The 15705-nt window shown below is 58.1% G+C and carries 14 protein-coding genes and 1 pseudogene; 7 read left to right on the top strand and 8 right to left on the bottom strand.

The window, feature by feature from the left end:
- Nucleotides 1-220 precede the first annotated feature (220 nt).
- From B0G75_RS02095 to B0G75_RS02120, 6 genes and pseudogenes are all read left to right on the top strand, one after another.
- Entirely contained in the window at nt 221-898 is a 678-nt protein-coding gene (locus tag B0G75_RS02095) for a response regulator (RefSeq protein ID WP_106301761.1), read from the top strand.
- The gene (locus B0G75_RS02100) at nt 888-2282 is read left to right on the top strand and encodes a sensor histidine kinase (RefSeq protein WP_106300184.1); all 1395 of its coding nucleotides are present in this window, start codon (nt 888-890) and stop codon (nt 2280-2282) included. Before B0G75_RS02095 ends, B0G75_RS02100 begins: the two co-directional genes overlap by 11 nt.
- Nucleotides 2283-2437: 155 nt before the next feature.
- On the top strand, nt 2438-3478 hold the full coding sequence (locus B0G75_RS02105; RefSeq protein WP_106300186.1) for an ABC transporter substrate-binding protein: 1041 nt from the start codon (nt 2438-2440) through the stop codon (nt 3476-3478).
- A gap of 66 nt (nt 3479-3544) precedes the next feature.
- Nucleotides 3545-4927 (top strand): sensor histidine kinase, encoded by a 1383-nt coding sequence (locus tag B0G75_RS02110; RefSeq protein WP_106300188.1) that lies wholly within the window; start codon nt 3545-3547, stop codon nt 4925-4927.
- A gap of 25 nt (nt 4928-4952) precedes the next feature.
- Nucleotides 4953-5651 carry a response regulator transcription factor gene (locus B0G75_RS02115; protein ID WP_106300190.1) on the top strand — a complete coding sequence of 233 codons (699 nt, stop codon included), beginning with the start codon at nt 4953-4955 and terminating at the stop codon, nt 5649-5651.
- 88 nt (nt 5652-5739) lie between these two features.
- Nucleotides 5740-6174: pseudogene (locus B0G75_RS02120) on the top strand (porin); the annotation flags it as partial.
- A gap of 57 nt (nt 6175-6231) precedes the next feature.
- Here B0G75_RS02120 and B0G75_RS41950 read toward each other — a convergent pair.
- Nucleotides 6232-6510, bottom strand: a complete 279-nt coding sequence (locus tag B0G75_RS41950) for a transposase (protein WP_106300192.1) — start codon at nt 6508-6510, stop codon at nt 6232-6234.
- Nucleotides 6511-6856: 346 nt separating this feature from the next.
- On the opposite strand from B0G75_RS41950, the gene B0G75_RS02130 reads away from it, so the two are divergent.
- Nucleotides 6857-7735: an EAL domain-containing protein gene (locus B0G75_RS02130; protein WP_106300194.1), complete on the top strand. Its 879-nt coding sequence runs from the start codon at nt 6857-6859 to the stop codon at nt 7733-7735.
- Nucleotides 7736-7930: 195 nt separating this feature from the next.
- Here B0G75_RS02130 and B0G75_RS02135 read toward each other — a convergent pair whose 3' ends face one another.
- The 7 genes from B0G75_RS02135 to wecC all read right to left on the bottom strand — a co-directional run bounded on the left by B0G75_RS02135 (nt 7931) and on the right by wecC (nt 15597).
- Complete coding sequence (locus B0G75_RS02135; protein WP_106300196.1) at nt 7931-8659, bottom strand: WecB/TagA/CpsF family glycosyltransferase; 729 nt, start codon at nt 8657-8659, stop codon at nt 7931-7933.
- A gap of 67 nt (nt 8660-8726) precedes the next feature.
- Nucleotides 8727-9893 carry an aspartate-semialdehyde dehydrogenase gene (locus tag B0G75_RS02140; RefSeq protein ID WP_106300198.1) on the bottom strand — a complete coding sequence of 389 codons (1167 nt, stop codon included), beginning with the start codon at nt 9891-9893 and terminating at the stop codon, nt 8727-8729.
- Nucleotides 9890-10687 (bottom strand): heparin lyase I family protein, encoded by a 798-nt coding sequence (locus B0G75_RS02145; protein WP_106300200.1) that lies wholly within the window; start codon nt 10685-10687, stop codon nt 9890-9892. Before B0G75_RS02145 ends, B0G75_RS02140 begins: the two co-directional genes overlap by 4 nt.
- Nucleotides 10684-11775 carry a glycosyltransferase family 4 protein gene (locus B0G75_RS02150; RefSeq protein ID WP_106300202.1) on the bottom strand — a complete coding sequence of 364 codons (1092 nt, stop codon included), beginning with the start codon at nt 11773-11775 and terminating at the stop codon, nt 10684-10686. The genes B0G75_RS02145 and B0G75_RS02150 overlap by 4 nt, the downstream gene beginning before the upstream one ends.
- A complete protein-coding gene (locus B0G75_RS02155; RefSeq protein WP_106300204.1) occupies nt 11772-13031 on the bottom strand; it encodes a hypothetical protein in 1260 nt (419 codons plus the stop codon). The genes B0G75_RS02150 and B0G75_RS02155 overlap by 4 nt, the downstream gene beginning before the upstream one ends.
- Nucleotides 13028-14359 (bottom strand): hypothetical protein, encoded by a 1332-nt coding sequence (locus B0G75_RS02160; RefSeq protein WP_106300206.1) that lies wholly within the window; start codon nt 14357-14359, stop codon nt 13028-13030. The genes B0G75_RS02155 and B0G75_RS02160 overlap by 4 nt, the downstream gene beginning before the upstream one ends.
- Nucleotides 14359-15597 carry a UDP-N-acetyl-D-mannosamine dehydrogenase gene (gene wecC / locus B0G75_RS02165; RefSeq protein ID WP_106300208.1) on the bottom strand — a complete coding sequence of 413 codons (1239 nt, stop codon included), beginning with the start codon at nt 15595-15597 and terminating at the stop codon, nt 14359-14361. The genes B0G75_RS02160 and wecC overlap by 1 nt, the downstream gene beginning before the upstream one ends.
- Between the last annotated feature and the right edge of the window lie 108 nt (nt 15598-15705).

Below are 15705 nucleotides of genomic sequence, written 5' to 3' on the forward strand. Positions count from 1 at the left end.
CTGGGTGTTCATGCGGCGCTTTCTGGGTGAATGACGGTGATTATAGAAATCGGAAACCTTCTGGCAGCTTTCGGCGGGATAGCCAAATCATGGGTGTTAACCCGCAACTTTCCTGCGACCCCGCCGAAAACGTCGCGACGTATCTCGCACACGACACAGCACACACGCAAAGCCCTTGTTTTACGGCACAATCGACGGCCTGACTTTTGCCGTTCCCGCCATGAAGCTGCTGCTCATCGAAGACAACCCCACGCTGGCGCACTGGCTCGCGAAGATGCTGGAGCAGGAGGCGTTCGCGCTCGACGCCGTGCAGGACGGCGACGCCGCCGACCAGCTGTTGCGCACCAATCACTACGACGTGATCCTGCTCGACCTGAATCTGCCCAAGCTGTCGGGCAAGAACGTGCTGCGGCGTCTGCGTCAGCGTGGCGACGCGACGCCGGTGCTGATTCTGACGGCGAGCGGTTCGATCGACGAGAAGGTGGAACTGCTCGGCGCCGGCGCGGACGATTACCTGGTCAAGCCGTTCGAAGTGCGCGAGTTGATCGCGCGGATCAAGGTGGCGATCCGTCGGCAGTCACCCTCGAAGGCGAGCGAAGTGGTGTGCGGCGATCTCACGTTCGACATCGACACGCGGCAGTTCACGCTGAAGGGTGCGCCGCTGAACGTCACGCCACGCGAGCGCTCGGTACTCGAAACGTTGATCCTGCGTCTGGGCAAAACCGTGACGAAGCCGGCGCTGGTCGACGCGATCTTCACGCTCGCCGACGAGCCGAGTGAAGATGCCGTCGAAATCTACATCTCGCGTCTGCGCAAGAAACTCGACGGCAGTTCGGCGGCGATCGTCACGTTGCGCGGGCTCGGTTATCTGCTGCGCAAGAAAGAAGATGACCAATAGTCTGCGCATGCGCCTGCTGTGGTGGCTGCTGGTGCCACTCGCGTTGTACGTGTTCGTGACCGGCAAGGCCGAATACGACAATGCGCGGCGCACGGCGGATCTGGTGCAGGACAATCAGTTGATTTCGTCGGCGCGCATGATCGCGGGCGAAGTGGAATGGGTGGATGGCTTCCTGCGCGTGGATGTGCCGCCCGCCGCGCTCGAAGTATTCGCGTCTCCTTATCGCGATCAGGTGTTCTACAGCGTGCAGGTCGACGACGGACGGCTGCTCGCGGGAACACCTGATTTCCCCGCGCGTCCGGTGCAGGCGCCCGATACGCCGGATCACTACGACACCCATCTGCACGGCCACGATGTGCGGGCGGCCGACCTCGTGCGTCTCATGTACGACAACGGCGCGACGCGCCGCGTGCGCGTGACGGTCGGCAAAACCGTGCGCTCGCGTGACGCCATGGCTCAGCAATTGTGGCAACCGCAACTCGTGCGGCAGATCGAGATGATCGTGCTGGCCGTCGCGTTGGTTTGCATCGGCCTCACGTTCGAGTTACGGCCGCTGATGAAAGTGAAGGACGAGGTGGCGGATCGCGACCCGATGCAACTGGAGCCGATTCGCGTCGAGCGTCTGCATACCGAGTTGCGGCCGATCGTGGAGGCAATCAATCAATGCATCGCGCGGCTCGGCGTGCAGGTGGCCGCGCAACGCCGCTTTATCGCCGATGCCGCCCATCAGTTGCGCACGCCGCTCACTTTGCTCGGCACGCAATTGCAGTTCGCCCGCCAGCAGGAGGACTTGAATCCCGCGCTCGACGAAGCACTGGCCGCCATGCATCGCAGCAATCGTTCGATGGTGGGTCTCACGAACAAGCTGCTTTTGCTCGCGCAAGCCGAGGCCGCCGACAACACGCAGCTCGCCGTGGAAACGGTGGACCTGGTGCCGCTCGCATTGGAAGTCGTGGAGGACCTCGCGTTGCTCGCGCAGGCCAGAGACATCGATCTTGGCGCCGAGCTGAACGGTGCCGCGCCGGTGGCGGGGCATCGCGGGCTATTGCAGGCGTTGATTGCCAATCTCGCGGAGAACGCGATCCGCTATACGGGCAGCGGCGGTCACGTCACCGTGGGCGTGAGCGCGGACGCCGATACGGTCACCGTGACCGTGCTGGACGATGGTCCCGGCATTCCGGCCGAGTCGCGCAGCCGCGTGTTCGAGCCGTTCTTCCGGGCGTCGGCGGATACGGAGGGTACCGGCTTGGGCCTCGCCATCGTGCGTGAAATCGCGGACGCCCATCACGGCGAGATCGCGCTCAAGCCGGGCGAGGGCGGAAAAGGCGTACACATCAGCGTGGTGTTTCCGCGAGCCGCGGCAGAGCGTTTTAAGGCCGGTTGAAGCCGCTATTTCGACGCGACTCAGGACAAACCCGCAATCAGGCCCGCAAAGGCATTGGCGAAAGCTTTGAGAAGGGTTCGCACGCCTAGAATTTTTGCAGGCGATCCTTCAGGCGCCGACCGCGGATGCGGAAAAACAACGGAGACATCCCCACCATGCCTCATGCTGTGACGCGCGTTGCGCGCGTCGTCCATGCCGCCGTCGCGGCGTCGCTCGCGATCTTCCTGCTGGCCCAGCCGGCTGCGCCCGCGCGGGCGGACTCGCCCGAAAAAATCGTCATCATGGTGGGCGGCATTACCAAGCTCATCTATCTGCCCGCACGCCTGACCGAACAGCTTGGCTACTTCAAGGCGGAAGGACTCGACGTCGAACTGCAATCGCAGCCGGCGGGCGTCGATGCGGAGAACGAACTGCTCGCGGGCGGCGTGCAGGCCGTGGTCGGCTTCTACGATCACGCGATCGATCTGCAAGCCAAGGGTAAGGAAATCAAGGCGATCGTCGTGTTAGGCCAGGTGCCCGGCGAAGTGGAGATGGTCGCGACCAGGGCGGCCGGTTCGATCAGAAGCATGGCCGACGTGAAGGGTAAAACGCTCGGCGTGACGGGGCTCGGTTCTTCGACCAACTTTCTCACTCAGTACCTCGCCAGCCTCAAGGGCGTGCCGCGTTCACAGTACACGGTGCTGCCGGTTGGCGCGGATAACAGCTTTATCGCCGCGATCCGGCAAGGCCGTATCGACGCGGGCATGACCACCGAGCCGACGGTCTCGCAACTAACCAAATCCGGCGACGCCAGGGTACTCGTGGACATGCGTAATGTCGAAGGCACGCGCGCCGCGCTCGGTGGGACGTATCCGGCCTCAAGCCTGTATGTGCAGAGCGCGTGGCTCGACAAGCACCCGCAGGAGGCGGCCAAACTGGCGCGCGCGTTTGTGAAGACGTTGCGATACCTGAATACACATAGCGCCGAAGCGATCGCCGCGCAGATGCCGAAAGACTACATCGGCAATGACAAGGCGCTCTATGTGAGCGCGTTGAAGGCCTCGCTGCCGATGTACACCGCCGACGGCAAGATGCCCGCCGACGGGCCGGAAACGGTGCTCAAGGTGCTGGCGGGTTTCAACCCTTCGGTGAAGGGTCGTCATATCGATTTGTCGAGGACGTTCACCAATCAGTTCGTCAATGAAGTGAAACCGTAAGGCGGAAGCCGGCCGCTTCTCTCTCGACGAGGCGCGCCGGCATCCTTTAGAGAGGGACGACGCATCATGTTTTCAGGCAGCTTGCGCGGACGCTTGCTGTGGTGGCTACTGCTGCCACTGGCGGCGTTCGTTTCCATTTCCGGCGTGATTTCGTATCGCAACGCGCAGACCACGGCGGACCTCGTGCAGGACAATGCGTTGCTCTCGTCGATGCGTATCATCGGCGAGGATATCGATTGGGATAATGGCAACGTCTCAATCCAGATTCCGCCGGCTGCGCTTGAACTGTTCGAATCGCCGGAACAGGACAGCGTGTTCTATCGCGTCGAGGCGAGCGGCCACCGCCTGGTGGCGGGCAGCCTGGAGTTGCCATTGCCGCCGCACACCGGTGACAACCCGACGCTCTACGTGACCCATCTTGAAGACGGCCGCGCCGTGCGCGCAGTCGCCTACGTCCGGCAGCTTTACGACACCGGACGCACGGAAGAAGTCATCGTCGCGGTTGCGAAAACCGAGGGCTCGCGAGATGCGATGGTGTGGCGCCTGCTGCGTCCGCAACTATTCGGCGAGGTTCTCACGCTCGTGCTCGCGATGGTGTTCGTGTACCTCGGATTGACATTCGAGTTGCGTCCCCTGATGAAAGTGAAAGACGACGTTGCCGATCGCAACCCGTCGCAGCTACAGCCAATACGTGTTGCGCGCTTGCATGTCGAACTGAGACCGATCGTCGATGCAATCAACCAGTGCATCGAGCGCATGGGTCAGCAGGCAGCGACTCAGCGGCAATTCATTTCCGATGCCGCACATCAGATGCGCACGCCGCTCACGCTGCTGGTGGCGCAAATCCAGTTTGCGAGGCAACGGGAAAACCGCGACGCACCTCTCGCAGAAGCGCTGGCGGGCATGCACAAGAGCAGCCGCAAGCTGACCACCTTGACCGACAAACTTCTGCTGCTCGCGCAGGCTGAGTCCGCCGCGCCTGCCAGTGCGTGCGAACGCGTTGATCTCAGTGCATCGATCGCGGGTGTGCTGGAGGAGTTGATTGCATTCGCGCAGTCTCGTGAAATCGATCTGGGTGCCGAGCTGGAAGACGGAATGATCGTGACCGGCGACGAGGCGTTGACTGCGGCGCTCGTCACCAATCTTGTCGACAACGCGCTGCGTTATACCCAGGCTGGCGGCCGCGTCACCGTGCAGACCACCCGTCGTAATGACATGGCCATCGTGCGAGTGATCGACAATGGACCGGGTATCAAGCCCGAGGCGCGGGCGAGAGTGTTCGAACGCTTCTATCGCGCGTCGAGTCATGCAGACGGCACCGGGCTCGGCCTGCCGATCGTGCGCGAGATTGCCCATCGCCAGGGCGGTACCGTCACGCTCGAATCTGGCGAGAATGGTATCGGCCTCGTCGCCACGGTGGGAATGCGAATCTGGACCGCCGCAACATGATGCGCGACTGCATAAAGGAAGGACGATGAAACTGCTGCTCGTAGAAGACGATGCGGACCTCGCGCGCTGGGTGATGAACCTGATGCAGGTCGAGGACTTTGTGACCGACTGGGCAGAGAACGGCGAACGGGCCGAGACGCTGCTCGACCTGCAATGCTACGACGCAGTGTTGCTCGATTTGCGCTTGCCCGGCATCGGCGGCAAGGACGTGCTCGCGCGGTTGCGCCGCAAACGCGACAATGTGCCGGTGCTTATGCTCACTGCGAATGGCTCGACCGACGACAAGGTGGCCTGCTTCTCCGCCGGCGCCGACGACTACGTCGTCAAGCCCTTCGACGCACGCGAACTCGTAGCGCGCATCAAAGCGTTGATCCGGCGCCAGGCGGCCGGCGACAAAGGCCAGTCGATCGAGTGCGGCGACTTGCGTTATCTGTTCGACTCGCGTGAATTCTTGCTGCAAAGCGAGCCTTTGCCGTTGCGCCGCCGCGAACATGCCATTCTCGAGACGTTGATGCTGAAACAGGGTAAGACAGTCTCCAAGGCGACGCTGATGGACAAAGTCTTCACACTCGACGACGAACCCAGCGCGGACGCCATCGATATTTATATCCACCGTCTGCGCAAACATCTCACGGCGTCGAGCGCGAAGATCATGACGTTGCGCGGACTCGGCTACATCCTGCGTGAAGAAGAGCCTCGCGAAGCGTTTGCTGCCGCGTTGTAGTGGGTCAAGGGCGAATCGAATCGCCTGACGTTTACCGCGTGCCCGAGAAAGAGGGTGAAGAATTGGTCTGACTATCGTCGGTTCTGCCGGCCTCCGAGCAATCTTCAAGCTCGAAGCGGAGTATCGCGTGAGCGACGGTGCGATGGCAGATCCCGGTCAGATCTTCGACCGCGATGCATGGGTGGGCGTTGAGAGCGACACGTTCGGCAAGTTCACGGCCGGGTTCTAGAACACGGTAGCGCGCCACGCCGCAGCGATTTACAGCGACCCGTACACCAGCGCTTGGCTGAACACGGAAAAGGGCAGTTGGACCAATACAAATAACTTCAAACAACTGATTTTCTACGCGGGCAGTGCGACCGGCACGCGTTACGAAAACGACCTCGTCTGGAAGAAGCTCTTAAACAATGGGCCTTTTGCAGAGGCGGGATACACGTTCGGCAACAAGACGAGTTTTGGCAACAACGCGACTTATACCGGCGCGCTTGGCCATAACGGCGGTCCGTTCAACGTGTCCGCGTTCTAGAAAGCGCGTTACTTCCCCGTCGTTTCGGGACTCGAACGAATTAAACCGTATTATTCAAACGTTCGAAATTTCCGGGTCGTGCAGAGGAAGGCGCTCGTTCACCTGTTCCAGCACACCCGTCTTCTTCCACGCCATGTACCGAAGATAGCAAGTCTGTTGCGGCGGGAAAGTCGACGGAAGTCTGTGCCATTTTTCTTTTCGTTGCTGCAACCAGAGTATCGCGTTGAGGATGTCGCGATCGCTGCGGCGAGGGCGTCCACGTGTTGAAGAAAGCACGGGGAAAAGACTTTGGACGCGGGCCCAATCGGCGTCTGAAAGCGGGATTTCTAGCATCGAGCTGGTCTGAGTACTGTGTGGGTGTTATTAGTCTTTACGTGCTGCGGTTGGCATTGATACTAGTCAATCTATTCGGCTCGGTCAAATTGTCCTGCTGGACGAGTTCGCACGCAATCACGTGGCGAGCGAAGCAGCGTAACGTCACGTGGAATGCTACGTTACATACGGATTCGCGCAAACGTTTGGCAAATAAAATCCGCTACGCGGCGGGTTTTTTATTTTCCCCGAGAATACCCGTACGGCGTGGTTCTCTCATTCTTATTCCACTCTCTTTACGTATTAAACCGGTGTACTTGGCACGACATGTGCATATGTGGATGGGGTTGAGTATCACGCTTCCGCCATGTACGCGCTCGACTATGCACAACCCGTATCGCTTGCAATCACGTTGGACGCACGCATCGACCGTGCTGCCCAGAATAACGCGGACACTTCCGGCGATGCTTCCTTGGGCCTGAGCGAACTCGAACGCCGTGTTCGCGATGGACTGCATGCGGGCGAATTCCATCTCGTGTTTCAAGGCGCTTATCGCGCTGCGAGTGGCGTATTGGCGCGCCTTGAAGCGCAAGTTCGATGGACGCATCCGGATTACGGCTTGCTGTTGCCCGGCATTTTCATGATGCCGCTCGAAGATCCGAGAATTGCGCGCGAGTTGGTTTCATTCGTCGTGGACAGCGTTTGCCGTGAATTGCGCGACGCTCTCGCCGCGAAGTTGCCGTCGCAGCCCATTGCGGTCACGGTGCCCGCTCAAGTGGCGTTGCTCGATTCGTTCGCAGAAGAACTTGTGCGAGTGGCTGATTCGTATGGCGTGCCGGCGTCTCTGCTTGAGATTGAAGTTACCGATAGCGTAGAAGCAGCACAGCTATTGTCTTTGCGTACGTTGACTGAAGGTATTCGCGAAGCGGGTGTTGCTCTTTCAATAGGCAAGTGGGGTAATGGCGCGTCGTCGCTGGCATCGCTCGGGTCGCTCGACGTCGACACCGTCATTGTCGCGCGCGAGTTGATGGCGGCAGTTCCGGGCGACAGGCGCGGCGCGGCGGTGATGACCGCGATCATGGACCTGCTGCACGCACTCGATATGCGGGTGGTGGTGAGCGGCGTCGATACTCAAGAACAGTTTCAGTGGCTGAACCGATGGCCGGAGGCGCTGGTGCAGGGGTTGTTGTTCGTGCGTCCGCAGGCGGGGTTGGCGAGGGTGTTGGCGTTATGGCGGAAGGAGTGATACACCGAGTTACGGTACGAGTAGATTCAAGTTGCACAGAAGGTTAGGCGCCGTGGCGTCTGCAAAACAAGCGGCTGTCCGACGGCACCATTCCCCAGTTTCGCTTCGAAGAGATCGGCCTGCTAATCAGCCGATCTGCCCAGTCGTTTAAACAGCACTCACCGGGAGCACTGCGGTCACGTTCCATGGTGAGTCTCAGTGTTCGCCTGCCATCCGCTTGAATGCGGAGGCGAGTCGTGCCCTCAACAACATCACCGCGAACCTGTTGTTAGTGATGAAATAGCGCTTCCACATACGCCTCGGCTCCTGAATGACCCGGTAAGCCCATTCCAGACCGTGGCGTTGCATCCATTGCGGAGCCCGACGTACTTTGCCCGCGACGACGTCGAAAGTCCCGCCGACACCCATTACGAAATCGACGCCGAGACGATCTTGCCATCGATTGATAAAGCTTTCTTTCTTTGGCGATGTGATCGCGACGAAGAGGAGCTTGGCGCCAGATTTCCGAATCGTCTCGACCATACCCTCTTCGTCATCCCAAAAGTATCCGTGATGGTAACCAGCGATTCTCAGTTCGGGGTGTCGCAGCGTTACGACCGCCGCAGTCCGTGCCACCACCTCGTCAGTTGCGCCGAGGAGGAATACAGGCAGCTCGCGTGCCGCCGCCATCTGCAAGAGACGGTCGAAGAGATCGACTCCCGCCACTCGCTCCGGCACGGCGTGACCCAACAGGCGTGCACCCCAAACTACACCCATGCCGTCGATGTTTACAATGTCGCAAGCACGGACCGACGAATGAAGTACGCTGTCTGTCTGCATGTTGACGAGCTTCGCAACATTAACCACAACGTGCTGAGTAAACTGCCGGGCCTCAATGCGATCGCCAATGATGTTTACGGTCTCCTGCATAGTGGCAATGTCCATCGGGCATCCAAATAGCTCGATACGTTTCACTGTCTTCCCCCCAGGAATATTCGATTTTTTCTTTCTCTCACTTGAATCGCGCGCTGTTTGCGTATGTCCCTATGGCGTAGAAGGCCCACGCCTGGGTCCAGCGTAAATAGTTGATTCGATTCTTCGTCAGTCTTCCTCTCTGGTACATGAAACGGCGCTCACGCGGCATATAGAGCGTGTTCAGCGCTCGCTTGAAAACTCGAGTCGCTAACCGGTGATCTTCATCGGACGCGCCAACGTTCAGCAGCGTAAGCAATGCCTGAGCTACCGAATGCGTATCGAGCGGCCAGACAGCGTTGTCGTAGTATTTAACGGTGCCATCTGGCAAGAAGAAATTCTGTCGGTAGTAGGTCATTCCGCGGCCGATGGCGTCGCTAAACTCCTCAGTTCCTGCCGATCGTCCTAGCGCCGACAATGCTTCCAGGTTATAGCCGGTGTGAAAACCATCCACGAACGAATGATGGTCGCGAGTGCCGTAGCGCCAGGCACCGTCCTCACGCTGCATTGCTACCGAGCGGCGGGCAGCGCTGAGCGCGCGCTGCATCAGCGCACCGTTACCCACGCGACTCGCGGTTTCGCCGACAACCGCAGCCGCCCACAAGTTGGCGTTGTGCACAAATGCGGACTCACCAGGGATGTATGCGTAATAGCCATCCTCCTCCCGGTAGAGTGAATCGATAAAGAAACCGGCATCTGCCGCCGCATCTATAAATCGCCGCTCGCCGGTTTCATCTCCGAGTGCGGTAAGCGCTCGGGCTATATAACATGTGGTGATTGCGTTAGGTGTGCCGCGAGGCACGAAGAAAGCGCGCGCGGCCCAGTCGAAGTGGTAACCCCAAGCACTGTGCGTCCATTTCTCCCGATCGCAACGCTGTTCGAGCAGCCAATCTGCGAGCCCAACAGCTTCTTCAATTGCCCATCCGTCGCCCACCCTTCGTTCACGTTCCAGAAGTCCAAGGATGATCAACGCGATGCCTTTGGGGTTGCGGCGGCGCGCAACGCCGACAAACGGGCGCAAGTTCGCGAGGCTGCGTTTGTGAAACTGCAGCCATGCAATCTTTGCGAACGGCAGAGAGCCAAGTCCTAGCTTCTCGAACAATACGCTATTGAGGCCGTCGAAAGGGTCATAGCCGGCGTAGCCGGTCGCGCGGCACTGCATAACCAGCGCATCGGCGAGCGGGCCGGCGTCGAGATGGATAGTCATTCGCTCGTCCCCGCGCGCTCCGAGATAGAGACAGGTCCATAAAACAATCCAGTCTCGCTAGTCCGAGAATGAAAATTTTGCCAGCTTGGTTTATAGACTCCAAGCTTCAAATAGGCGTGGTGTTCGTGAGGATACGCATTCGGGAAACCGCGAGAAGCGAATACGTGCACCCCGTTCTTCCATAAATCGGTTACTGCACGATCGCCAGTCGAATCGGGTTGATAACGTAGAATCCAATGGACCCATTTCCCGCGGTCCGCGCCCGCGCCGGGCAGAAGAATGTCATGACCGTGCTTGGTGTCATCCCCACCGCGTTCTGAGAACAGGTAATCGCCCCCTTGCAGTTGCAACATGAGCGGTGGAGAACCGCCCCAAGTGTCCGTCTGGTGAATCTGCATTATGATTTGCATCTGTTCATCGTCGAATACAAAATCTGCCGGCAGCAGCGTCGACCATTCAATGAGATACTCGTGCCCAGAAGCGATTTTCGCGGCCCGTGCGAACACCAATTCGCCGCGTGGCGTGCCATTGGCGACACGAGAGAAATCCTCGCTGCGTCGGATGCTGACTTTGACTGCATGTCGATCTGGAGATAGCGGATCATTGACTATCATAAGGTCACGAGTATCGGGACTTTGAATGTCAACCGCAGGGTCGAAACCGTGCGCCCAATTCGTAGCAAACAGCGTTTGAAAGCCAGCAAGCCGTCGCGCCGGATCATCAACCGTTTGAGCGATTGAGCAGGCTGCAAAGAACGATAGATAGACGGCTGTGACGTAACGTTTCAGATTCATCGTTCGCTCCTCCCACGTGCATCGACCCGCCTATAGCAATCAACATATCGATCAATGATCGATTCGGCCCGAAAGCAGGTTTGAGCGCGATTCAGTCCTGCGGAACCCATACGCATTGCATGTTCCGGATCGTCGACCAGTCTGCATATCGCCTCCGCTAGCCCACGCGAGTCGTGCACGTCGACCAGATATCCGCTGACACCGTCTTCAACGAGATCGATAAAGCCGCCCAGACGTGTGCCCACGACCGGTAGACCGCAAAACATTGCTTCGAGTGTGGCAATGCCGAACGATTCGAAATGGCTTGGCATGCAGAATAGACGTGCTCCGCGATAAAACGCCAACTTTGCGTTGCCATCGAGCCATCCCTCGAAGACTACACGCTCATCGACTCCGTGCGCCGCAGCGATGCGCTGCCAGCGCAGCATGTCACCGGTTCCTGCCACCCGGACTTCGATATCCCGCCCTCTGCGGACCAGATCGGCGACTGCTTGAATTAGTTCATCGAGTCCCTTCGCTTCGCTCAAGCGCCCGGTAAAAGCAATGTACGGCCTCGAATAAGCAAGGGGAGTAGCCGTTGGCTCGCCGTGCTCTGCATCAAGCGCCATATTCCCGACGACCTGGACTGCATCGGTGCGGCGCCAGTGTTGAAGCCACTTTGCTATAGGCGTTGAAACGGCGATGACGCAGTCAGCCTTACCAAGGAACAATCCCGCTAGCAGACGAGTCACCCAGTCCGCATGTTGAACGAAGCGTTCAAAATTCCCGGAATGTAGCTGAAATACAGTGCGTTTGCCGAACAGTCTCGCGGCAACGAAGAGCGCAAACTTCCGATAGAACGATCCGCGTTCGGAGACGTGGAAATGCACAACGTCAACCCGGATAGTGGCCCGCACAAAGGACGGCATATCGACTAGGAAAAACGCCAGCAGACCACTGAGATTTTGAAACCCGTGCGTTTCAAAGAACGAAACGCAGACGCCGGCCTGCTCGAGCTGATCCCGACGCTTGGCTAACTGAGAAAGTACCGACGCTATGCCTCCCTTTTGTCCACGCCCCGGCCCTACCTGCAATACTCGAATGCTCATCGCCTGGCTCCGTCACGTTTCCCCGTAGCCAAAGAAGACCGCGAGATCGAGGATCCATTGTCTGAAAACAGATACATGAGCATTAGCGCTGAAAAGACATAGGACGCTGAAACAAATGACATTGAGAAGATGTTGTCGAAGCAGAAAGCACCGACCAAAAATAGCCAGACATGTCGACGCTTGCTAACCTGTCCGTACAGGATCATAAATGCGAGCCACAATATCGCGCCCAATACACCAAGTTCAACGAAAAGATGCGGATAGAACGTATCGGTAGTCGTCAGGGTACTTCCGAGCCCGTACCAGTTGAAGTGATAGATGCTGTAAAGCGGGGAGTGGTACTTGACGGAAGCCGGTCCACCAAAGGAGCCGAGCCCTTCACCGAAAATGTTCCCTTTCATCAGCGACTGGAACATCACGCGATACGACTCCGCGCGCGCCGAATTTCCTGCCACGACGTAGAAGGAGATTTTGGCCATTGCGATCTTGATTAACGGATCAAGCAGTCCCGCCATCAGCGCAAACAGCGCGACGCCAATCGCCGATAACGCCGCGATGAAGGAGCGTAGGGGCAGCTTTCGTGCGACGATGAAATACACCGCTATCGTTGCGAAGATTTTGAATGAGACACCCAGGAGGGCAAATGTTAGAAAAATCCACGCCGCTCCCTGTGATCGCTGGGTCGGCTGGTAGTGACGGCACACAAGAAACCCGCAGAAATTGATGAAACTAAATTCCGAGAAGAATCCGATCCATCCTTGTGCTCTCAGATACAGGCCAGAATCAAATTTAACCGGTAGGAACAGCGGAAGTTTCAATCCATAAGCAAGGTAAAAGTAACATTGAAAGAAGTCGTTGCTCAATACGACAGCAAAGAACATGAAAATGACCGGCGAAAGCTTGCTTCTGTACGCGAACATCGCCACGGTGATCGCCATGGGTGCGAGAAACCGCATAAACTCCTCCCCACCGGCATTGACGTTGAATGTTCGCCACATGGCTATGTAGAGTGTCAACATGAAAGGGACGATCAGCGCGATGAGCTTGTGAAATCTCGGACGAAGCAAAATCGCGAAGGCCAGCAAGACAAACGCACCAAGCTTCACGAACTGGGATCCGTCCACTTCAAGTGATAGAAGCGTATCGCTGATGCAAAACAGTAGATAGGAGAATGAAATCGCCCACGCGCCCACGGAATGCCATCCGGTCAGTTGCGATTCGCGATAGGACGGTACAGACGCAATGCTGGCGTTCATCGGGACGCTCCACAGGCTAGCGGTTGTACCTGGCATTTCACATCGGAAACAGCGGCCGATCCGCAGAGATTGACGTATTGGCTATGAATCTGGCGGGCGCAACGTCTGATCAGCCAATTACGCCAGACCGTGATCGCTATCGCCGCGCAAAGAATCATCATGAGGCCGCTTTGGCCGCCGTATGCATAGCAAGGAACAGCGAGCAATGCAAATGCCGACGTCGTAAAGACGTTTATTTTCGCCGCCGACCCGCCTCGCTCGAACACCATCATGATGCTGCTGCTTGCGATACCCATCATGCCGACCGCGCATTGGGTTGCAAGCAACAGTCCGGCAACGATGACGCCCGACTGATGTGCGGCGCCGTATACCTGCTGCGCGGCTACCAGCAGGACCAGAATGACGTTGAAAACCAGCGTCACTGCGTTACACCAACCAATATTGCGGCTCATCGTACGAAGCGATTCGTCGAGGGAAAGCGAGGCCGCGGTACGCTTGGCGAGATCTGCCAACTGCGTCATCGATATCGCGCGGGGCAGTAGCATCCCGATCGCGGTAACTGACGAAAGCAGCGATAGCGTCCCGGAGAACGTCGCGCCACACATGACTGTCGCGGCCGGCACGAAGACCAATGGAATCCCACCAGACAAGAAATTTGTAAGTCCGAACTGAAGCCCTTCGATGTCCAGTCTCTTTGGCAACACTTCTAGCGCTGGTCGGCCAATTCGCACGAACATCGCAATGGCAATTGCGCCAAGTGCCATTGCCAGCGCGTTGGCGGCCGACAGTCCGCCACGATGGCAAAGGGCCAGCATGCCCCCCGAGCTGGCGAGCAGCGCGACATCAAAGGCAATCGCGACGCGGAAGCGCTTTAGAGCAACAAAGTAGTGGCGTGCGATCTGGTAAGCCGTCCAACCCCACAGCAATGCTACAAATGCGCACAGGTTGAACTGAACTGTTTTGAAGACGGCGATTGTCAGTGCGAGAAGGGTGCACAAGACAGTCGTGGCAAGACTCATCGTCCCAACTCGATAAAATGCTGCGATTGCGCCCTGCTCGGTCGTGGCCGCTGGCACACGCACCAGTATCAATGTCGCCCATCCGATTGCAGTAAAGAACGCAGCCATCTGCGCGATCGACATGCTCGACGCAGTCCGTCCGAGTTCTGCAAGCGAATAGACATGCTGAACCGCGAAGAAAACGACCACGCGGTAAAGTCCTGGCGATCCGGTACAAATCAGGGCTTCGATGCGTTCAACGGACACGGCGCCGGCCAGCGCGTCGAAGCTGAGACGTCGGCGCACCGCGCTCGCGTTTCCTTGCTTCATCACGCGAAGATTCCCCGTGTATCGACAAGAAGCTTCGACTGCAAGCGGCGCCGGTTAATGTCCTTGAACTCGCGGTGATCGACCAGCAACAGAACAATATCGGCCGCCTCAATTGCGCTCGCGAGGCTGGTTAACTCAACCTTGCCGCGAAGCGCGTCCGGAAGAACCGACACGTTGGGTTCGACAACAACGATGTCCGCCACATGCTCGTCCGCGAGTTGACTTACGATGTCTATCGCGGGACTCTCGCGCAAGTCGTCGATGTTGGCCTTGAATGCGAGTCCGAGGCAGGCAATCACAGGTGTTTTGAAGCGGGCCGCCAAGCGCTTTGTCTGATCGATAACGTAGTGGGGTTTACCGTCGTTCACGCCACGGGCGGCCCGAATCAGTTTGGCTTCTTCAGGCGCCGAGTCGACGATGAACCATGGGTCGACTGCGATGCAATGCCCTCCGACACCCGGCCCAGGCTGGAGAATACTTACGCGAGGGTGGCGATTGGCGAGGCGGATGAGTTCCCACACGTTGATATCGAGCCGATCGCAGATCATCGACAATTCATTCGCGTACGCAATGTTGACGTCACGAAACGCGTTTTCAGAGAGCTTGCACATTTCAGCGGTGCGGGCGTCCGTCAGAATACAGTCGCCCTGAACGAAGATTTGATAGAGCTCGCGAGCCAACTCGCCGCATCGACGGGTCATGCCGCCGATCACGCGGTCGTTTTGTACGAGTTCGCGGATGACGTGTCCTGGGAGTACGCGTTCCGGACAGTGCGCGATGCGTATGTCGGACTGCTCGCCTGAATGCTGAGGGAAGGTCAGATCGGGACGACACTCGGCCAGCCACGCCGACATCTTCTCGGTCGCTCCCACAGGTGAGGTCGATTCGAGAACGACGATATCCCCTTTTTTAAGCGCGGGAGCAATTGAACGACTTGCCGCCTCTATATAACTCAGATCGGGTTTATTCCCGTCACAAAATGGTGTTGGAACGGCGATAAGAAATGCGTCGGCCGGCTCTGGCGTCTGTGTTGCGCGCAAATATCCTTGTGTCACCGCAGCGTGAACCAGCATGTCCAACTCTGGTTCGACGATATGAATTTCACCTTTGTTAATCGTATCGACCGTGCGCTGCGATACATCGACGCCGATAACCTTCTTTCGGCGCGCGGCAAACGCCGCAGCGGTGGGCAACCCAATATAACCCAGTCCAATAATGGAAACGACATCGAATGACATAGCGTTGGTCTCGTCGCTTGATAAGTTTTTTAATGGAGGAAAGCTGCGGACTGTTACGCGGTCTGCGCGACGCCCGGTGTTACGGATAAGACGTTAGTGTTCCCCTTG

It is taken from the genome of Paraburkholderia sp. BL18I3N2 (genome assembly GCF_003001875.1).
In the GTDB taxonomy this organism is placed as follows: Bacteria; Pseudomonadota; Gammaproteobacteria; order Burkholderiales; family Burkholderiaceae; genus Paraburkholderia; species Paraburkholderia phytofirmans.